20 protein-coding genes and 1 riboswitch are annotated in these 20,332 nt (G+C 55.4%); of the genes, 1 reads left to right on the top strand and 19 read right to left on the bottom strand.

The genetic code is table 11. From position 1 onward, the window contains the following. The first annotated feature begins 392 nt into the window (after positions 1–392). Positions 393–1,979 (top strand): phosphoglycerate dehydrogenase, encoded by a 1,587-nt coding sequence (gene serA, locus HRQ60_RS12770; RefSeq protein ID WP_172196215.1) that lies wholly within the window; start codon positions 393–395, stop codon positions 1,977–1,979. Positions 1,980–2,114: 135 nt separating this feature from the next. Here serA and glpK read toward each other — a convergent pair whose 3' ends face one another. The 19 genes from glpK to HRQ60_RS12675 all read right to left on the bottom strand — a co-directional run bounded on the left by glpK (position 2,115) and on the right by HRQ60_RS12675 (position 20,267). Next, positions 2,115–3,617 carry a glycerol kinase GlpK gene (gene glpK / locus HRQ60_RS12765; RefSeq protein ID WP_172196214.1) on the bottom strand — a complete coding sequence of 501 codons (1,503 nt, stop codon included), beginning with the start codon at positions 3,615–3,617 and terminating at the stop codon, positions 2,115–2,117. 141 nt (positions 3,618–3,758) lie between these two features. Then, positions 3,759–5,216 (bottom strand): HAMP domain-containing sensor histidine kinase, encoded by a 1,458-nt coding sequence (locus HRQ60_RS12760; RefSeq protein WP_172196213.1) that lies wholly within the window; start codon positions 5,214–5,216, stop codon positions 3,759–3,761. A gap of 1 nt (position 5,217) precedes the next feature. Then, a complete protein-coding gene (locus tag HRQ60_RS12755; protein ID WP_172196212.1) occupies positions 5,218–5,934 on the bottom strand; it encodes a response regulator in 717 nt (238 codons plus the stop codon). A gap of 40 nt (positions 5,935–5,974) precedes the next feature. Beyond that, a complete protein-coding gene (locus tag HRQ60_RS12750) occupies positions 5,975–6,724 on the bottom strand; it encodes a pseudouridine synthase (RefSeq protein ID WP_172196211.1) in 750 nt (249 codons plus the stop codon). Positions 6,725–6,988: 264 nt separating this feature from the next. Continuing rightward, a complete protein-coding gene (scpB, locus tag HRQ60_RS12745) occupies positions 6,989–7,585 on the bottom strand; it encodes an SMC-Scp complex subunit ScpB (RefSeq protein ID WP_172196210.1) in 597 nt (198 codons plus the stop codon). Continuing rightward, positions 7,554–8,345, bottom strand: coding sequence for a segregation and condensation protein A (locus tag HRQ60_RS12740; RefSeq protein ID WP_172196209.1), 792 nt, complete (start codon positions 8,343–8,345; stop codon positions 7,554–7,556). The genes scpB and HRQ60_RS12740 overlap by 32 nt, the downstream gene beginning before the upstream one ends. A 31-nt stretch (positions 8,346–8,376) precedes the next feature. Continuing rightward, positions 8,377–8,847 (bottom strand): 6,7-dimethyl-8-ribityllumazine synthase, encoded by a 471-nt coding sequence (ribH, locus tag HRQ60_RS12735; protein WP_172196208.1) that lies wholly within the window; start codon positions 8,845–8,847, stop codon positions 8,377–8,379. Between the two features lie 112 nt (positions 8,848–8,959). Continuing rightward, positions 8,960–10,264: a bifunctional 3,4-dihydroxy-2-butanone-4-phosphate synthase/GTP cyclohydrolase II gene (locus tag HRQ60_RS12730; protein ID WP_172196207.1), complete on the bottom strand. Its 1,305-nt coding sequence runs from the start codon at positions 10,262–10,264 to the stop codon at positions 8,960–8,962. A 53-nt stretch (positions 10,265–10,317) separates the two neighbouring features. Beyond that, entirely contained in the window at positions 10,318–10,983 is a 666-nt protein-coding gene (gene ribE / locus HRQ60_RS12725) for a riboflavin synthase (RefSeq protein WP_172196206.1), read from the bottom strand. Positions 10,984–11,393: 410 nt separating this feature from the next. Beyond that, positions 11,394–11,560, bottom strand: a riboswitch (FMN riboswitch). A gap of 126 nt (positions 11,561–11,686) precedes the next feature. Beyond that, the gene (locus HRQ60_RS12720; RefSeq protein WP_172196205.1) at positions 11,687–11,950 is read right to left on the bottom strand and encodes a hypothetical protein; all 264 of its coding nucleotides are present in this window, start codon (positions 11,948–11,950) and stop codon (positions 11,687–11,689) included. Positions 11,951–12,119: 169 nt separating this feature from the next. After that, the gene (locus HRQ60_RS12715) at positions 12,120–13,232 is read right to left on the bottom strand and encodes a hypothetical protein (RefSeq protein WP_172196204.1); all 1,113 of its coding nucleotides are present in this window, start codon (positions 13,230–13,232) and stop codon (positions 12,120–12,122) included. Between the two features lie 185 nt (positions 13,233–13,417). After that, positions 13,418–13,852, bottom strand: a complete 435-nt coding sequence (locus tag HRQ60_RS12710; protein WP_172196293.1) for a peptidylprolyl isomerase — start codon at positions 13,850–13,852, stop codon at positions 13,418–13,420. A 168-nt stretch (positions 13,853–14,020) separates the two neighbouring features. Further along, the gene (lysA, locus tag HRQ60_RS12705; protein ID WP_172196203.1) at positions 14,021–15,355 is read right to left on the bottom strand and encodes a diaminopimelate decarboxylase; all 1,335 of its coding nucleotides are present in this window, start codon (positions 15,353–15,355) and stop codon (positions 14,021–14,023) included. 152 nt (positions 15,356–15,507) lie between these two features. Continuing rightward, on the bottom strand, positions 15,508–16,338 hold the full coding sequence (locus HRQ60_RS12700; protein WP_172196202.1) for a purine-nucleoside phosphorylase: 831 nt from the start codon (positions 16,336–16,338) through the stop codon (positions 15,508–15,510). Positions 16,339–16,392: 54 nt separating this feature from the next. Further along, positions 16,393–17,277 carry a site-specific tyrosine recombinase XerD gene (gene xerD / locus HRQ60_RS12695; protein WP_172196201.1) on the bottom strand — a complete coding sequence of 295 codons (885 nt, stop codon included), beginning with the start codon at positions 17,275–17,277 and terminating at the stop codon, positions 16,393–16,395. Beyond that, positions 17,274–17,867, bottom strand: coding sequence for a hypothetical protein (locus HRQ60_RS12690; protein ID WP_172196200.1), 594 nt, complete (start codon positions 17,865–17,867; stop codon positions 17,274–17,276). The genes xerD and HRQ60_RS12690 overlap by 4 nt, the downstream gene beginning before the upstream one ends. 114 nt (positions 17,868–17,981) lie before the next feature. After that, positions 17,982–18,437: a ferric iron uptake transcriptional regulator gene (fur, locus tag HRQ60_RS12685; protein ID WP_172196199.1), complete on the bottom strand. Its 456-nt coding sequence runs from the start codon at positions 18,435–18,437 to the stop codon at positions 17,982–17,984. 109 nt (positions 18,438–18,546) lie between these two features. Beyond that, entirely contained in the window at positions 18,547–19,110 is a 564-nt protein-coding gene (locus HRQ60_RS12680) for an NUDIX domain-containing protein (protein ID WP_172196198.1), read from the bottom strand. Positions 19,111–19,139: 29 nt separating this feature from the next. Next, positions 19,140–20,267: a M20/M25/M40 family metallo-hydrolase gene (locus HRQ60_RS12675; protein WP_172196197.1), complete on the bottom strand. Its 1,128-nt coding sequence runs from the start codon at positions 20,265–20,267 to the stop codon at positions 19,140–19,142. Between the last annotated feature and the right edge of the window lie 65 nt (positions 20,268–20,332).

Below are 20,332 nucleotides of genomic sequence, written 5' to 3'. Positions count from 1 at the left end.
GAGCACTCCCGAGCGTCTGTCCGATCCGCTTTGCGCGGAGTAGGCACAGCCGGTGTCACGCCGTTACCGTGAAGGGTCGGTTTTTCCGACCCGCTAAGGCCGAGGCCCGCAAGGGTTCGGCGAATTAGGGTGGCACCGCGAGACTCTCGTCCCTTCTACCGCGCGAGCGGTATGAGGATAGGAGTCTTTTTTTGCGGCAATGTTTGGCGAGCCTCCGATTCCGTTCAGGTCCGTCCTCTGCCACAGCAACGCGTCTTTCCGTCATTGCAGCATCGCAATTCATCAGTCCGACCGCATCATCGGTTTTTCGGACGGCCTGCAGCTGCGGCGCCGTTCTGGAACATATTTGACTTGCAGCGTATAGCGCACCGAATAAGGGAGGAAATAAGACGATGTTTAAAGTATTGGTATCCGACCCGATCAGCGATCTGGGGATTCAACAGCTGGTGGAAGCGGCAGATGTACAGGTGGACAAGAAAACAGGATTATCCGAAGACGAACTGATCGAAATTATCGGCGAATACGACGCACTCCTCGTGCGCAGCCAAACCAAAGTGACCGCGGCGATCATGAATGCGGGCTCCCGCCTCAAAGTGGTTGGCCGGGCCGGCGTAGGCGTCGATAACATCGACCTTCCTGCCGCCACCGGACGCGGCATCATCGTAATCAATGCACCGGACGGCAACACGATCACAACATGCGAGCACGCTTTTGCCATGATGATGGCCCTGGCACGCCATATTCCGCAGGCTTATGCCAAAACGATCAGCGGCGAATGGGATCGCAAGTTCCTGGGCGTCGAACTGCGCAACAAAAAACTCGGCGTACTCGGCATGGGCCGGATCGGCAGCGAAGTGGCCAAACGCGCCAAAGCGTTCGGTATGGATATTCTCGGGTACGATCCATTCCTGACCGAAGAACGCGCGGAGAAAATCGGAGTCAAACTGTCGAGTGTCGACGATATCGTCAAGAACGCCGACTTTATCACGGTCCATACTCCGCTGACGCCGGAAACCAAGCATATGATCTCCACCGATCAGTTCGCCGTGATGAAAAAAGGCATGCGGATCATCAACTGTGCCCGCGGCGGCGTAGTCGACGAAGCGGCGCTCGTGGTAGCGCTCGATAACGGAACGGTAGCCGGAGCGGCATTCGACGTGTTCGAAGTCGAGCCCCCCGCTCCCGATCACCCGTTCCTGAACAATCCGAAAGTCATCGTCACTCCCCACTTGGGCGCCTCGACGGTGGAAGCCCAGGAGAACGTCGCGATCGACGTATCCGAGCAGGTTCTTCATATTCTGCGCGACGAGCCGTTCAAGAATGCGGTCAACATGCCTCCGGTGGCCAGCAGCGTCATGAACAAGCTGCAGCCGTACTTCGCTCTCGGCGAGAAGCTCGGCAGCTTCGCTTCCCAATTGACGGGTGCGGCAGTCAAAGAGATCCGGATCGATTACGCGGGCGAATTGTCGGAAGTCGATACGCAGCCGCTGACCCGTTATATCGTCAAAGGCGTGCTTTCCCGCCATCTGGGCAGCGAGGTTAATATCGTAAACTCCCTGCATCTGACCAAAATCCGCGATCTGAACGTTCAAGTCAGCAGCTCGTCGGCCACCAAAGGCTTCACGAACCTGATTACGGTAACGCTGATCGAACAAAACGAAACCCAGCGCTCCGTAGCCGGTACACTGCTGTACGGGTACGGCGAGCGGATCGTGCAGGTCAACGAATTCCCGATCGATTCGGCGCCGGACAACCACCAGATTCTGATCTCGCACAACGACCAGCCGGGAATCATCGGCAACGTCGGCACGCTGCTGGGACGCAATCAGGTCAATATCGCAACGATGCAGGTCGGCCGTAAAGTCGTAGGCGGCGAAGCGGTCATGCTGCTCAGCGTGGACAAAGAAGTTCCAAAAATCGTATTGACCGAGCTGGTCGCGCTGGAAGCGATCAATTCGGCGCAGGAAATCACCCTGTAATTCGACGAATCATCGGATCAGTGATTGGCTAGATTCAGGATTGCAATCCGCATGGAATACGAAAAAGAAAAAGGGGAAGTACCCGTCCGGGTGCTTCCCCTTTTTCCTATCGATTTGATTACGCCTTGCCCGGTATTATTCTTCCGGCTGTTCCCAACCGCGGGTACGTTCGATCGCATTTCCCCAGCGGCGGTACTTCTTCTCCCGCTGCTCCGCATCCATCCGGGGGCGGAAATGGGCTCCCGGCGGATTGAATGAACGGAATTGACTGCGGTCCCATATGCCGCACTGCAGTCCGGCAAGCATCGCCGCTCCCAAAGCGGTGGTTTCCGTCTGCTCGGTGCGGACCACATCAAGGCCGAGGATATCGGCCTGAAACTGCATCAGGATGCTGTTGCGGACAGCTCCTCCGTCGACCCGCAGCTCGCGCAGCGGAATACCGGAATCTTTCTCCATCGCCTGGGTCACATCGCGGGTCTGAAACGCAAGGGATTCCAACGTGGCCCGTACGATATGTCCCGGCTGTGTTCCGCGGGTCAAACCGAATACCGCTCCCCTCGCATACATATCCCACTGGGGAGCCCCCAGACCGGTAAATGCCGGTACAATCACAACGCCTCCCGAATCTTCCACGCTTGCGGCCAAGCGCTCCGATTCGGAAGCGTCTTCGATCAGATTCAATCCGTCACGCAGCCATTCCACGGCCGCACCGGCAACGAACACGCTGCCTTCCAGCGCGTAATGCAGCTCGTCTTTCCATCCCCAGGCGATAGTGGACAGCAGTCCGTGAGTCGACTCGACGCGTTCGCTGCCCGTATTGAGCAGGATAAAGCATCCCGTACCGTACGTATTTTTGGCATGTCCGGCTTCGACACAGGCATGGCCGAATAAAGCGGCCTGCTGGTCGCCGAGTACGGAAGCAATCGGAATTTCGGCTCCGTCGAACCATTGGGGATCGGTCACGCCGAAATGGGCGCCGGACATCAGCACGTTCGGCAGCATCGACACCGGAATATCGAGTTCCCGCAGCAGACGCTCATCCCAAACCAGCCGGCCGATGTCGAACAGCATGGTCCGCGAAGCGTTGGTCACATCGGTGACATGCGATTTCCCGCCTGTCAGCTTCCAGATCAGCCAGGTATCGACCGTGCCGGCCAGCAGCTCTCCGGCTTCGGCCCGTTGCCGTGCCCCCGGAATATGTTCCAGCATCCAGGCAATCTTTGTTGCGGAGAAATAGGCATCCACTACCAGACCCGTCGTTTGCCGAATATAATCTTCGAGTCCTCGCTTCTTCAGTTCCTCGCACAGCGGAGCCGTTCTACGATCCTGCCAGACAAGAGCCGGCCCGATCGGCCGCCCGGTCGCCCGGTCCCAGACCAGCGTCGTTTCCCGCTGATTGGTGATTCCGATCGCAGCCAACTGCTGCGGATCGATGCCGGACACGGAGATCGCTTCGCGCGCCGCTTCCAACTGACTGCTCCAAATCTCTTCCGGATCGTGCTCGACCCGGCCAGGAATAGGGAAATACTGGGTGAAAAGCCGCTGCCCCGAAGCGATCGGACGCGCATCTTTGTCGAAGACGATGGCACGGGAACTGGTTGTTCCCTGATCCAACGCCAGAATATAGGTGCCGCTCATGCTGGCTCCTCCTTTTCATTCGCTTCCGGGAAGAAAGCGTTATCCTTTCATTTGGACAAAATAATCAAAATAAAACATGCCGGAATGCTCCGGCATGTTCGTATTCAAGCCGTTTGCCGCAGGAGATCCTGCAGGTGAATCTTACACGGCTCGGCCGTTCTTCGGCAGAATGACCCGGAATTTGGTTCCTTCTCCAAGCACGCTTTCCACCTGGATCCGGCCGCCGTGCGCATCGACGATATTTTTGACAATCGCCAGACCCAGCCCTGTTCCGCTGGATACCGCGCGTGTCCGCGCTTTGTCCGCTTTGTAAAACCGGTCGAAAATATAAGGCACATCTTCGGCGGGAATACCGAGACCTTCGTCGGACACATAGATCGTCAGCGTTTCTTGTTCCGCAATCGTAGGCTTGACCGCAATGGTCACACGGCGTCCGGCCGGCGTATGGCGGAACGCGTTGTCCAGCAGATTGGTGACGACCTGTTCCAGACGGTCTTCATCGGCCTGATCCAAGACAAGCGATCCTTCGTCGCGTTCCAGTCGGAAATCCAATTCGCCGTCTTTGGCCCGCACCGCGAATTTGCGATAGACGCGTTCGACCAGCTCCCCGATATCGACGCGGGACCGTGCAATATCGGTATGTCCGGCTTCCATGCGCGCCAGATCCAGCAGGTCTTTGACCAGCCGTCCCATTCGCAGCGACTCGTCGTGTATAACATGGAGCAGTTCGCTCTGTTCCTCGGGCGAAGCGGCAAATCCGTCGAGCAGCGCCTCGCTGTATCCCTGCATCATGGACAGAGGCGTACGGATCTCGTGCGAGACGTTCGCGACGAAATCTTTGCGCATTTTCTCCATGTTGACGGCATCGGTCACATTGCGCAGCACGGCGACCGCTCCGCGCACTTCATTATCCAGAAAAAGCGGGGCCATATTGACTTCCCATACGCTCTGACGGACCAGCACATTGGCACTCCGGTCTTCGAGCGTTCTGCGAACTTCTTCGAACAGCGGATACAGCGGTTCGGGAATCAGGGGACGGGAATCGGGCGATTCGCCGGGTTCCTTTTCCATCCAGCTGATTTCCTTCCAGTCCTCCAGCAGACGTTCTCCGCCCGGGTTGGTAAGCTGTACGGCGCCTTCGCGGTCGAACGTGATCATCGCATCGCTCATACTGCGCAGTACGCCGGCCAGCTGTTCTTTTTCAATATTCAGATCCCGGATATTTTCTTCGAGTCTGGCCGCCATGAGGTTGAAGGTACTGGCCAGCTCGCCGATCTCGTCCTGCCCTTCCAGATGGACGCGTGTGCCGTAATCGCCCTGCCGCACGGAATCCGCGGCGTCGATCAGCTGCCGCATCGGCTGGGTGATTTTTTTGAGCAAAAACAGCGCAAAGACGGTCGTCATGGAAAAGCCGATGATCCCCACATAGATGAGCATCCGCTTGACGGCCGCCGAATTGGCAAAAGCGATATCGACATAAGGGAGCAGGAAAAAACCCAACGTCAGCAGCACGCAGGCCACGAGCCCGATAATCGTCAGCCAGAGCTTGCCGACCAGCGTCTGCCACAATTTGCCGACCCGTTCTTTCCACACCGTCATCTTACTTCGGGACCTCGAGTTTGTAGCCGACGCCCCATACGGTCGTAATCATCGAAGCGGAATCGGGCGACACTTTGTTGAGCTTCTCGCGCAGACGCTTCACATGGGTGTCCACCGTACGCAGATCTCCGAAAAATTCGTAGTTCCATACGTCTTTCAGCAGTTCTTCGCGGGAAAATACCTTGTCCGGGGAAGTCGCCAAATAATGCAGCAGTTCGTATTCTTTTGGCGTCAGGCTGACTTCGTGCCCTCCGGCCAGGACGCGGTGCGCATCGTGTTCGATCGTCAGGTGCGGGAATACGATATTGTTGCTCGTTCCGCTCTCCTTGGTCAGATAAGCGGTCGCCGAAGAACGGCGAAGAATCGCTTTGACCCGATAGATCACTTCGCGCGGGCTGAACGGTTTGACGACATAATCGTCCGCTCCCACTTCGAAGCCCTGCACCCGGTTGACTTCTTCGCCTTTGGCGGTCAGCATCAGAACGGGCGTCGACTTGACCTGGCGCAGACGCGCGCAGACTTCCACCCCATCGATGCCGGGCAGCATCACGTCGAGAATGACCAGCGTGTAATCGCCTTCCGTCGCTTTTTGCAGAGCGCTCTCGCCGTCCTCCGCTTCTTCGATCTCATAGCCTTCTTTTTCCAAATACATACGGAGCAAACGCCGGATCCGTTCTTCGTCGTCCACTACGAGAATTCGCTCTTTTTGATCAGCCACGATGCAACAATCCTTTCGTCAACGATATGGCGCGGAGAACTTACTTATCCGGCGTTTCTCTCTCATGCGTAATTTCCGAAAGCTGCTTCAGCTCATTGATTTCGCTCGCCGTCAGCGGACGATGCAGGCCGCGCTTCAGGTTTTGCAAATACAAATTGCCCATCGAGATCCGCTTAAGCCGTTTGACCGGATGCGAGATCGCGTCGAACATCCGCCGAACCTGGCGGTTTTTGCCTTCATAGATGGTGATCCGGATCGTCGCTTGTTTCTTCTGCTGATCCACATCGTAATATTCAAGTTGGGCCGGAGCGGTCATGCCGTCTTCAAGCTGGATGCCCCGTCTCAGTTTCTCGAGCGAATCGCCGTGCGGAATACCTTCTACTGTCGCCAGATAGGTCTTCGGGACGTGATGGCTCGGGTGCGTAAGCTTCTGGGCCAAATCGCCGTCGTTGGTCAGCAGCAGCAGGCCTTCCGAATCGTAATCCAAACGCCCTACCGGGTAGACGCGTTCTTTGATGCCTTTGATGTAATCGGTTACGACCTTGCGTCCTTCGGGATCGGTCGCACTCGTAATAACGCCCTTGGGCTTGTTGAACATCAGGTACAGCTTCTGCTGTGCTTTGATCGCCCGGCCGCTGACGGTAATCTCGTCCGCGTTCGGGTCGGCCTTTGTTCCCAGCGTCGTTACGACTTCGCCGTTCACTTCGACCTTGCCCGCCAGAATGAGCTCCTCGCATTTCCGTCTCGAAGCCACACCTGCCTGGGCCAAAATTTTCTGTAATCGTTCCATAGTCATCCAGTCACCTCACCTTTCATCATACCTATAGACACGTAAAATCACAAGCGCAACCGCGCTCTGTTTTCACGCTTCCGCCATCTTTTGTGCACGCTCCGATGCCAAGTCCGTACCTGCCGCTCCGCATCCGACGCCTTGAACGAAAAACAGGGCTCTTCCCATCCGGGAAAAGCCCTGAACGAAAACCCGAGCCGCCGTCCGGAAGCTGGAGAACCGCTCCACAAGCGGCCCCGCGGTCATCCGAACGGTGCTCTCGCCCTATTCGTCTTGTTCGCCCGGCGCCGGAGAAGCCGCAGAACCGAACAGCAGCGGCTCTTCTTCTTCGGAAACGATCAGAGCTTCAAACGCCGAAGCGTCCGGCAGCTCTTCCAGACCGCCCAGCCCAAAATGATCAAGAAAAGCTTTGGTCGTCCCGTACAGAATCGGACGTCCGATCGCTTCGGCACGGCCCGTCTCGACGATCAGGCTCTTGTTCGTGAGCGTATGAATCGCCCGTTCGGACTTGACTCCGCGGATCTCTTCAATCTCGATGCGTGTAATCGGCTGCCGGTAAGCCACAATCGCCAGCGTCTCAAGCGCAGCCTGCGACAGGGTTGCCCGCGACGGCGAATACGCCAGCCGTTCGAAATACTCCGAATGTTCCGGCAGCGTAGCCAGATGGTACGCGCCCGCAAGCTTCGTCACCCGTACACCGCGTCCCGATTTGCGCAGATCGCGCTGCAGGCTTTCCACCGCTTTTTGGGCTTCGCCCGGTTTGCTCTCCGTAATCTCGGCAATCTGCCGCACGGTCACACCTTCATCTCCCGCCAAAAACAGGAGGCCTTCAATAATCGACTTCAACGTCTGCAAATCCATTTGACGCCGTTTCCCCTCTCCACTCCATTACGATGTCGTCGAACAGCCGATCCTGATAGCAGCTCACCTGCTTCATCTTCATCAGTTCGAGTACGGCGAGGAACGTCACGACGATCTCCTGTCTGTACATCCGTTCGTTCAGTACGCTCGAAAACAGGATTCTGCCTCCGGCACCCGCACCGCGAAGCGCATCTTCCAGCTCCCGCATCCGGTCCCGGACAGAAATTTCGTCGCGGCGGATCCGGGCGACAACAGGCTTGCGATCTGCCCGCAGAAGAGCGCGCTGCAGAGCCGATACCAGATCGGACATATGCAGACCTTCCAGCGGATTGTCGTCTTCTTCGGGCAGAAACGGTGCCAGATCGTCCGGCTCGCGGATATAGATGCGGCCTCGCTCGTGCTCTTTCTCGTGCAGCAGACCCGCAATGCTCTTATACTTCCGATACTCGGTCAGCCTGCGAATCAGGTCTTCCCTCGGATCGGGTTCTTCCTCTTCGTAGAAATCGTACTCGTCCATATCCATGACCGGAGGTTTGGGCAGCAGCAGTTTGCTCTTGATCGCGAGCAGCGTCGCCGCCATCACGAGGAATTCGCTCGTTACTTCCAGCTCGAGTTCCTGCATCGTGCGCAGATACTGCAGGTACTGTTCCGTGATCGTGCTGATGGAAATCTGCTGGATATCGATCTCCGACTTGTCGATCAGGTGCAGCAGCAGGTCGAGCGGACCTTCGAACGCTTCTAGTTTGTATAATACAGTCAAGCCGTTTCCCCTCCGCCCGTATTGCGAACGGTCAGCCTTTGAATTGACGGCTCAGGCTGGCCATTTCAAGCGCCGCAAGCGCCGAATCCCAGCCTTTGTTACCGGCTTTGGTTCCCGCACGCTCGATCGCCTGTTCGATATTTTCGGTGGTGACGAGGCCGAAGATTGTCGGAACGCCCGTTTTCAGATTGATTGCGGATACGCCCTTCGCCACTTCGTTGCAGACATAATCGTAATGCGTCGTCGAACCGCGAATTACCGTTCCAAGCGTAATCACGGCATCGTATCTGCCGCTCTCCGCCATTTTCTGCGCGATAAGCGGAATCTCGAACGCGCCCGGAACCCAGGCGACATCCACATCGTCGTCTTCCGCACCGTGGCGCTTCAAAGCATCGAGCGCGCCCGACAGCAGCTTCGACGTGATGAACTCGTTGAATCTGCCGACGACGATCCCGAATTTATATCCCTGCGATACCAAGTGTCCTTCGTATACATTTGCCATTTGTCATCAACCATCCTTTGTCTATTGTATACCAGATTGACCGGTTTGTAGCCTTCGTTTTACAAATTTCCTCATGAATCATACAGCCGTCATGCTGCTTCTTCTTCGGCCTTTACAGCCCTGACCCGTTCCGCGGCGTGATCGGCGGCTCGTTCTGCTCCAGCGGCTCAAGTTCTTCCGTCCGTATTTGTTCACCCGGCAGCGGCGTTCCGAAGCTCAGCAGATGTCCAAGTTTGTTCTGTTTGGTATGCAGGTATCCGGTATTGTCGGCATTCTCCGCCATCTGGATCGGGACCCGTTCGACAACTTCCAGCCCGTGTCCCTGCAGTCCTTTGATTTTGCGCGGGTTATTGGTCAACAAACGGATCTGCCGCACCCCGAGATCGGCGAGAATCTGGGCTCCGATGCCGTATTCCCTCAGATCGGCGGCAAACCCGAGCGCAAGATTCGCATCGACCGTATCCATGCCTTCTTCCTGCAGCTTATAGGCTTTCAGCTTGTTGATCAGCCCGATGCCCCGGCCTTCCTGGCGCATGTACAGCAGCACGCCGGAGCCTTCCGTTTCGATCCGCCGCATCGCCGCTTCGAACTGGGGCCCGCAGTCGCAGCGGTGCGAATGGAACACGTCGCCGGTCAGACATTCGGAGTGCACCCGCACCAGAACCGGCGACTGCGGATCGATCGTTCCTTTGACCAGCGCCAGATGTTCTTTGTCGTCGACCTTGTTGCTGTAGGCCACTACCCGGAACTCGCCGTAATCCGTGGGCATCCGGACTTCCACTTCGCGCCGGACCAACTGTTCGCGTTCGCTGCGGTACTGGATCAGGTCTTTGATGCTGATCAGCTTCATGTTCCATTTGCGGGCGAGTTCGATCAGGTCGGGCAGACGCGCCATCGTGCCGTCTTCCTTGATGACCTCGCAGATTACGCCGGCCGGCTCGGCCCCGCTCAGACGCGCCAGATCGACCGCCGCTTCCGTGTGGCCGGCCCGGCGCAGCACCCCTCCGTCTTTGGCGATCAGGGGGAACATGTGGCCGGGACGACGGAAGTCGTCCGCCCGGGTCTCCAGACGCGTAATCGCCCGGGCCGTTACCGCGCGCTCATGTGCCGAAATGCCGGTCGTCGTCTCCACATGATCGACGGACACCGTAAACGCCGTTCCGTGAAAGTCGGTGTTGCGCGTGGTCATCGGTGCAAGCTCCAGCAGCGCTGCCCGTTCTCTCGTGATCGGCAGGCAGACCAGCCCACGGCCTTCCGTAATCATGAAATTGATGACTTCGGGCGTAACACGGTCGGCCAGCGCAATAAAATCGCCTTCGTTCTCGCGGTCTTCGTCGTCGACGACCAGCACGATTTTGCCGGATATGAGGTCCGTCAGCGCATCGTCGATCTTGTCAAATACAAATCGTTCGTCCATTTCATTTCCTCCTTGATTTCCGGCTTCGCTCTGCTTGGGATTCGCCGCTCTGTTCAGGCGAATCCGTGGCGCGACAGAAAGCTTTCGTCGATTGCGGAGAACGTCTTCGCTCCCGCTCCGTCTTTTTGCCCGAAACCCAGCAGATGTTCAACATACTTGCCCAAAATATCGCATTCGACGTTGACGGAACTGCCTGCCTTTTTCCGGCTCAGCGCGGTCTCTCCCAGCGTATGTGGGATAATCGATACGCCGAAATGGCTGTTCTCCGCGTGCGTCACGGTCAGGCTGATCCCGTCGATCGCGATCGAACCTTTGCCGATCACATAGCGCATCAGATGCGGATCGTCCGCCTTCAACGTGAACACGACGGCATTCTGATCCTGCTCGACCGAGACGATCGAAGCGGTTCCGTCGACATGGCCCTGCACGATATGTCCGCCGAAGCGCCCGTTTGCCGCCAGCGCCCGCTCCAGATTGACCGGACTGCCGCTGCCGAGCGTGCTCAGATTGCTGCTGCGGTACGTCTGCGGCATCACGTCGACGGTAAACGAATCGCGTTCGTAGCCGGTGACGGTCAGACATACGCCGTTCACGGCGATACTGTCCCCGATCGCCACATGCTCCAGCACTTTTTGGGCCCCGAGGGTCAGCACCATCGCTTCTCCGCGGCGTTCGGCTCGCCGCAGGCTGCCTACTTCTTCGATCAAGCCGGTAAACATGAGAGCCGCCTCCTTGCTTTCTTGGTCTATTTCTGAAGATGCCTACCGTTCCGGTATGCTCTATTCGGTACATGTCCAAGCTGCACATGCAAAAAAGCCCCGTACTCGGATGTTGATCCGAAAACGGGGCTTGGGATTAAAAAGCGAAAAGGTGCGTCTTTGCCGGAACTCCGGAACGCAGCCAACAGGTATGCCAAACAGCACCGGCCTGCCGGATGCATCTGCCTGAATCCAAGTATAAGGAAACCGATCTTCACCTGTGAAAAAACAAACGAGCCGCTTCGCAAAAAGCTTGGACCCGCAGTTTTGACTGCGATGAATATCAGATGCCACATACGCATGCCATGTTCGAAGACGACCGGCACAGCCGACCACTTCCAACCGCATGCAAGGCAAACACGACGGTTCGTTTTCTCTTTCTCCCATCCAGACTGTAACTGTCGGTCCCGGAATTGCACCGGGTCAACCGGCCGTCTCGCATAGGAAACGGCTCGGGTCACGGACTTCGGCCGGCGATTCCGAAGAATCGCGTGCCGTCACCGCCGGTGGGGAATTGCACCCCGCCCCGAAAGAGTATATGTGTGTACCCGGCAAGTGACCGGAATACGGTATTGGTTATGATGGTAGCATGGCGGGAAAAGAAATGCAACGGCGGGGTGCTTCTTGTACAAAACGGCAGGCCCGCTCTTACGGGAGCGGCAACCTAACGTCTGGATTTGGAATTCGGTTTGGATTTGGTATTGGACTTGACTTGAGGCTTCGATCCGGCATAAGGCCGCGTATTCGGAAGCGATTTGGGATCGGCTCTCCGTTTGTACTTTTTCCCCGAATACCAGAATCCCCACGCGCAGATCACGAGAATCATAAACGGATACATGGCGGTGCCGTTCGGCCAAGGCAGAACCAACAGCATCAGCAGAACAAGAACGAAGAATACGGCGTAGCCGATTTGGAAAAACCGGTGCATATCAAAACTCCTTTTCGATTATTGATCGCGGCAGCGAAAATTCAAGTGCTTTCACTATACACCATGCTCGGCGAAAACGGTTAATTTTGAGAGAAAGCGGCTTTTTATTGGAAAAACATTATTCAAAAAAGGGCACTTCCGCAAAAATGCGGGAATGCCTTTTTTTATATTAAAGATCCATCCAAGAATCAAGAATGCCATTCGTGAAATACAAATATGTATCTCCGTAAGTCCAGGTATCGGTCGAGATGTACGTACCGCTGTAACTGCTGGTATCGTCTGGAGAACCCCACGACATCAACACCATATCTTTGGTCATGCCTTTGGATATACTTTGTTCCGCAATCAATTCCCACGCTTTAGCTTTCCAGGACGGGTACGCTTTTTTGGGATCGTTCGTATAAAAATTGTTAAACACTGTTCCGTTTAAATACGATTGAATTGGGAGTTTAAAAGATCCCGTTTTTCCACTGGCTCTTTTTACCGTAAAGTTAACTTCTTTGTTTTTCACTTTCACGCTCAGGATTTTTATCTTTTCTAAATTGTATAAAGGGTTCGACTCGGGTAATACGTTTTTATTAGCCCAAACATAGTCGTTGATAAAGCCCTTGCTCATAAATTCCTGGTAATCCGCATACTCGCAAAAAGCGTTCGGACTTTCGTCAAACACATCTTCTACAACCATGCTTCCGTCTTGCATTTGAATCAAAAACTCCGTGCTGCCATAACCTGTTTTCTTTATCCCTGAGACCCATCCGATGCGATCGCCTTCGTACAGGTATACCTTGCTTCCCATAAAGTTATACATCATGGCCGGCAATGGTTTTAAAGCGTTTATTTTTTTAACGGTCGCCTCATAATTTGCGTAATCGCTCCAGAGAAATATAGAAGACCCACGCCATTCAAATCGTCCTGAATACCCCGTTATTTTTAGGAACTTTTCAAAAGTAACGTATGTCGCATTTTTGTAAACGATCGAATTCGATCTATCCAATTTGAACGAACCGTTGGAAGATTTGACGGTGATTCCGTTATTCGTCGAAAGAGTGACACCTTTCATTTTGGTGATTTGTTTGATGGGCACGTAAACTTTGTCATTATCTGCCCAATAGGCTTTCGGCGTAACGATACTTACTTTGTTGTTTACGAATACGGCTACTTCTTGCGGATACTTTGATGCTTCCAATGCGTTGTTGGATGCATAGCTCTTCGCATTCCAAGCAAAAAGGAACACAAGCATCGAAATAAAAAGCAGGAAACCTTTTGATTTTGCGTTTGACATGAACTCCATTCAACCCCTATTTCTATTTATAATGAGTTTTGACCTAAGTAACTATACTACATATTTTGTATAAATTCTTTATTTTTGAAATCAGTGATCTATCGTAGTGCGGGCTTCATTGTAAACGACAAAAAACAGCGATCAGAGGGCCTAAGCCTCCGATCGCTGTTGGGTGGGTTCATTTACTATTCCGTTACCACTTTGACTTCTTTCATTTTGTCGCCAGGTTTAACGGCATCGATCAATTCCATGCCTTTGATCACTTTACCGAAAACGGTATGAACGCCGTCGAGGTGCGGCTGAGGACCGTAGCATACGAAGAACTGGCTTCCGCCCGTGTTCTTGCCCGCGTGTGCCATCGACAGAATGCCTTTGGCATGCTTAGTCGTGTTTGTCGAAGTCTCGCAGTCGATCTGCCAGCCCGGGCCGCCTGTGCCGGTGCCGTTCGGGCATCCGCCTTGCGCGACAAAGCCCGGAATAACGCGGTGGAAAGACAGGCCGTTATAGAAACCGGAGTTTGCCAATTTCTCGAAGTTTGCTACCGTGTTCGGTGCTTCTTCCGGCAAAAATTCGATTTCGACGTTGCCGCCGTTTTCAAGCTCGATATATCCTTTTTTCATCATAGTCATCTCCCTTGGTTTTCTGTGAATATCTGTATGATTCGGCCGAACTCCGCCTCGAAGGGCGCCTCGGCAACCTTAACCAGTGTACCCGAAAAAAGCGAACAAAGCAAAACCCAGCAAAAAGGAACAGCACAAGCTGTCCCTTCCCACTATTACAGTTCCGATTTATTTTACCTGTACACCCTGCTTGGCCAGACGCGCCGGAATGACGTCGTTGCCCGTGATATTATCCAGGCTCTCGCGGCGCACGACGAGGTCGCTTGCGCCGTTCTTGACGAAGACGACGGCCGGACGACGGATCCGGTTGTAATTGCTCGCCATGGCATAGTTATACGCGCCGGTGCAGGCTACGGCCAACAGATCGCCCGTATTCGGCTTCGGTAGCTCGACGTCCCAGATCAGCATATCGCCGCTCTCGCAGCATTTGCCGGCGATCGAGACCGTCTCTTCGTTACCGTCACCGGCACGGTTCGCCAGCATCGCTTCGTACTTGGATTCGTACAGTGCCGGACGCGGGTTGTCGGTCATGCCGCCGTCTACGGCGACATATTTGCGTACGCCCGGAATGTCTTTGCTCGTGCCTACCGTGTACAGCGTCGTACCCGCATCCCCGACGATACTGCGGCCCGGTTCGACCCAAATTTCGGGCAGCTGCGCGGCAATGCCTTCGAAGTGCTTTTTCACGCCGTCGGTGATCGCTTGGACATATTCGGCCACGGCAAGCGGCGTATCACCTTCCGTATAGCGAATACCGAAGCCACCGCCGAGATTGACGACTTTAAATTCGACGTTCAACTGCTCTTTGACGCTGCGGGCAAACCCGGCAACGCGCTCGACCGCCATCTCGAATCCGTCCGTCTCGAAAATCTGCGAACCGATATGGGAATGCACACCGAGCAGTTCCAGGTTCGGAAGCTCCGCCGCCGTGCGGACCGCTTCGGTCGCTGTTCCGTTCTGGATATCAAAACCGAATTTCGAATCCGTCTGTCCGGTCGAAATATATTCGTGCGTGTGCGCTTCAACGCCCGGCGTTACACGCAGCAGAACGTTCACGGTCTCGCCGCGGCCCGCCGCGATCGCCTGCAGCATCTGCAGTTCGACGAAATTGTCCGCTACGAAGCAGCCGATTTTGGCGTCCAGCGCCATTTCGATCTCGTCTGGCGTCTTGTTGTTGCCGTGGAAGTGGATGCGGTGAGCCGGGAAACCGGCTTGAAGCGCCGTGTACAGTTCGCCGTCCGATACGACGTCGAGCGACAGACCTTCTTCGTCCGCAATGCGGCACATCGCAAGCGTACTGAACGCTTTGCTTGCATAAGCGACTTGGAACGTCAGGCCGGATGCTTCGAACGCCTGGCGGTATTCGCGGGCGCGGCGGCGGATCAGTTCCTCATCCATGATATACAGGGGCGTGCCGTACGTCTGTTTCAATTCGACGACGTCGCAGCCTCCGATTTCCAAATGCCCTGCGGCATTGATCTTGCTGGTTCCGTGCAGATACATGTGAATTCCTCCGATGGGTTCCGGCCCGGCCGCTCCAGCTTGCACAAAGAGGGCCTGCCCCGGGATTTGTACCCAGTATAGCAGACCCTCGAATACGCGCTGAATGGACTAAAGCGCAGGAGATTTGTGTTTTTGTCACTTGACGGACAACGTTACATCTTCGGAATGATAGCCAGCACCAGTCCGAGGAATTTTTCTTTGACCAAATCGGCCGTTTCCATGACTTCGTCATGCGACAGCGGCTGATCCAAAATACCGGCGGCCATGTTCGTGATACAGGAAATGCCCAGCACTTCGAGACCCGCGTGGCGCGCCACGATCGTCTCCGATACCGTCGACATGCCGACCGCATCCGCGCCGAGGGTACGCAGCATCCGGATCTCGGCCGGCGTCTCGTAGGAAGGACCGAGCAGACCGGCGTATACGCCTTCTTTGAACGTAAAGTTCTGCTCGGCCGCCGCTTCTTTTGCCACGGTGCGCAGTCTGCGGCTGTACGCTTCGGACATATCCGGGAAACGCACGCCAAGCGCGGAGTCGTTCGGTCCGATCAGCGGACTTTTGCCGGTCAGGTTGAGATGGTCCGACAGCAGCATGAGGTCGCCCGGCGTAAACGACGTATTCACGCCGCCGGCCGCATTGGTGACGAGCAGACCGGAGACGCCGAGGTTCTTCATGACGCGAACAGGGAACGCCGTCACTTCCGGACCATACCCTTCATACATATGGAAACGGCCTTTCATTAAGACGACCGGGCGCCCCTGAATCGTGCCGATCAGCAGTTCTCCTTCGTGGCCTTCGACCGTCGATACCGGGAAATGCGGAATTTTTTCATAAGGAATCGAGACGGGATTTTCGATCAGATTCGCCAAAATGCCGAGACCCGAACCAAGAATCAATCCGATTTCGGGTTGAAGCTGCGTTTGGGAACGGATATAATCCGCCGCTTCCTGAATGCTGGCTGCGTTTGTTGTCGATGTTGTCATGGGATGCACACTCCGTTTGGATAATATCGGGCTGCTCCATCTTCCGCCTGCGTGTTAAGCACGGGGATGGTGCAGCTCGTAGACTTCTTTCATGTTGCGTTTCATTACGTGCGTATAGATCTGCGTGGTCGAAATGTCCGAATGTCCGAGCATCTCCTGGACCGAACGCAGATCGGCTCCGTTCTCCAGCAGATGCGCGGCAAACGAATGGCGCAGCGTGTGCGGCGTAATATCCGTTTCGATCTGCGCGGCGGCGGCGTACTTTTTGATGATTTTCCAGAACCCCTGCCGCGTCAGTCTTGTGCCAAGCTGATTCAGGAACAACGCCTGTTCTTCTGTCCGCTTGACGAGCTGGTCGCGCATCGATCCCAGATAAGCCGTTACCGCTTCCGCCGTCATTCGGCCGATCGGTACGATCCGTTCTTTGCCGGCCGCCCCGCAGCGCAGAAATTTCAGTTCCAGATCGATATCGCCCAGATTGAGTGCAATCAATTCGGAGACCCGGATTCCTGTCGCATACAGCACTTCGAGCATGGCTTTGTCTCTTGCGCCCTGCGCGTTCGAAGGATCCGCCTCACCGAGCAGACGCTCCACTTCGGTTACCGACAGCACGATCGGCAGTTTTTTCTCCGGTTTCGGCGTTTCCAGATCCATGGACGGGTCCTGAATAATCAGCGAACGCCGGATCAGATAATGGAAAAAGGAACGGATTGAGACCGAAGCGCGAATGACCGTGGAGGACGCCTTGCCCGAACGCTTCATCTCGTTCAGATACGCGGCGATATGCGATTTGCGGATTTCGTCCACAGCGGTCAATCCTCTTCCGTCCACAAACTCGAGAAATTGGACCAGATCGCGCCGATACGATTCGAGCGTACTTGCGGTACGCCCTTTTTCATCCGACATATAGGTGATAAACGCGTCTAAATGCGTATTCACTGGTGGACCCCCTCCCAACTTTCCTCAGGAAAGCCGCTTACTGCCCGTTCGGGCGGGCCGCCGAATCCCGTTTGACTAAAGATTCCACAACCCCTCCCAAACTCCTTCTTTAAAGGCAAATTTCCGTATTCGAAGCCACAGGCGAGAATGAGGGAACTTGCCGGGCCAAAAAAGGCAAATTTCCGTATTCGAAGCCACAGGCGAGAATGAGGGAACTTGCCGGGCAAAAAGGCAAATTTCCGTGTTCGCAGCCGCAGGCGAGAATGAGGGAACTTGCCGGCCAAAAAGGCAAATTTCCGTATTCGCAGCCGCAGGCGAGAATGAGGGAACTTGCCGGCCAAAAAGGCAAATTTCCGTATTCGAAGCCACAGGCGAGAATGAGGAAACTTGCCGGGTAAAAAGGCAAATTTCCGTATTCGAAGCCACAGGCGAGAATGAGGAAACTTGCCGGGCAAAAAGGCAAATTTCCGTATTCGAAGCCTCAGGCAAGAATGAGGAAACTTGCCGGGCAAAAAGGCAAATTTCCGTATTCGAAGCCTCAGGCGGAGAATCGGGAAACTTGCCGGTACAAAAACGTTATTCCCACCCATCAAAAAAGCTCCGGAAGGATCGCTTTCGATCCGCCGGAGCCGGGCTATGACGCACGGGCAATTTAACTGCCTGTACGCCATAGAAAAAGAAAGAATTCCGTCCTGCTTCGCCGCTTACGCGTTGTCGTCTTCCTTCGCTCTGCAGCGGTGACAGATTCCCTGAAAGTCGAGTCTGTGATCCAATACGGTAAAATGGTATTCCTTCTCCAGACGCTCCTCGAGCGGCAGCAGCCAGTCTTCGCGAATCTCGTCCATACTGCCGCACTGCACGCAGATCAAATGGTGATGGTGGTGCTTGTTCGACTCGCCCCGAAGGTCGTAACGGGACACCCCGTCGCCGAAGTTAAGCTTTTCCACCACATGCATTTCGCTGAGCAGTTCCAGCGTACGGTAGACGGTCGCAAGACCGATCTCCGGAGCCTTTTCCTTGACCAGCATGAACACATCTTCCGCGCTCAGATGGTCTTCTTCGTTTTCCAGCAAAACGCGAACGGTGGCTTCCCGCTGGGGCGTCAATTTGTAACCCTTGGACTGCAGCTGCTGTTTGATATTGTCGATCCGCGCTTCCATGCTTCTCCTCCCCCTCGGAGCATGCCCGTTCTTGCCGGCCGTTCTCCAGTCAAACTCACGTTCCCTATTATAGAAGTTACCAGGGTTTAAAGTCAAACATTTCAGGTACTCAAATCGGCCAGTTTCCCGTCAGCGTACGGATCTGCCACGCGTATACGGCCATGAGCGTTTTGGCGTCGCTGATCCGGCCGGCGCGGATATGCTCGAAAGCCTCATCCAGCGTAATTTCCGTCAGTTCGAGGAATTCGTCTTCGTCGGGATGCAGCGTGCCTTCGGTCAGGTTCTCTGCGGCATAGAAATGGATAATCTCATCCGCAAAGCCCGGCGATGTATAAAAGGAAGACAGATGCAGCAGCTCGGGCGCGCGATAACCCGTTTCTTCTTCAAGCTCCCGTGCGGCCGCTTCCCGCGGTTCTTCGCCCGGCTCAAGCTTCCCTGCCGGGATCTCGATTTCCGTACGGCCAAGCGGCTGACGGAACTGCTCGACAACAAGCAGTTTGCCGTCTTTGATCGCAAGTACCGCCACAGCGCCCGGATGCTTTACGATCTCGCGTTTGGCCTGGGTACCGTCGGACAGCTCCACCGTATCGATCTGCACCTTGATAATTTTCCCGTCAAAAATCGGCTCGCTGCCGACCGTCGTTTCCCACAGTTTTTCTTTGCCCGGTTCCATATTCGTTTCCGCCTCCCGTACTTTGAATGTTAAGAACGTACCGATTGACGCACGATTTCGACGATAAACCCGGCCAGTTTGCCCAGATCTTCGACTTTGATCTTCTCCGAAGTCGTATGGATATCTTCGTAGCCGACCGACAGATTCACCGTCGGTACGCCGAAACCGTTGAACACATTGGCGTCGCTGCCGCCGCCGGACTGGAACGTCCGACCGCTGAGTCCAAGCTGCGCGGCCGCTTTTTGGGCCAGCCGAACCACTTCGGAGTCGTCGGTATGGCTGAACGCGGGATACACGATTCGGCTCTCGAATACGGGACGGGCACCGAATTCCGCGCAGGCGGATTCGAGCGCTTCCTTCATCGAAGCGATCTGCGCGTCGACTTTCTCCTGTACGACGCTGCGCGCTTCGGCTTCAAGCTTGGCATAATCGATGACGACATTGGTTGCGCCGCTGCCCGAGAAGCTGCCGATATTGGCTGTCGTATCTTTGTCGATCCGGCCGAGCTTCATCCGCGAAATCGCTTTGCCCGCAACTTGAATCGCGCTGATACCGTCTTCCGGGTTGACGCCCGCATGCGCGGCTTTTCCATGGACTTCCATCGTAATCTTGGCCTGGGTCGGCGCCGATACGGCAATTTCTCCGACTTCCCCGTTGGAATCCACCGCGTACCCGAGATCGGCATCCAGCAGCGACGCGTCCATCGCCCGTGCGCCCATCAGTCCGGATTCTTCGCCCGCGGTAATAACGAACTGAATCTGTCCATGGGGAATCTCCTGCTCGCGCAGCACGCGGATCAGTTCCAGCAGCGCGGCTACGCCGGCTTTGTCGTCGGCGCCGAGGATCGTGTCGCCCGAGCTGCGGATCCAGCCGTCTTCGCCGATCACCGGCTTGATGCCTCGTCCCGGAACGACCGTATCCATATGGCAGGTAAAGAACAGCTTTGGCGCATTGGTTCCTTCGGTCGCCGGCAGCAGCGCGATCAAGTTGCCTGCTCCGTGACCCGAACGGGATGCCGAATCGTCTTCCGCGACTTCCAGACCGTGCAGCTTGAACTTGTTCGCAAGCACATCGGCAATCAGCCGCTCGTTTCGGGTCTCGCTATCGATCTGTACCAATTCCAGAAATTCATGTACCAAACGTTGTGTATCGATCATAAAACTTCCCTCCGCTTTCCCGATAAGCTAAAATAGACTTGATAACGGATTATTCCGTTTTCCCT

The sequence above is a fragment of the Saccharibacillus qingshengii genome, from assembly GCF_013185195.1.
Lineage (GTDB): Bacteria > Bacillota > Bacilli > Paenibacillales > Paenibacillaceae > Saccharibacillus > Saccharibacillus qingshengii.
Note: the sequence above shows the minus strand (reverse complement) of the source record. Positions and strands in the feature narration are given on the sequence as shown.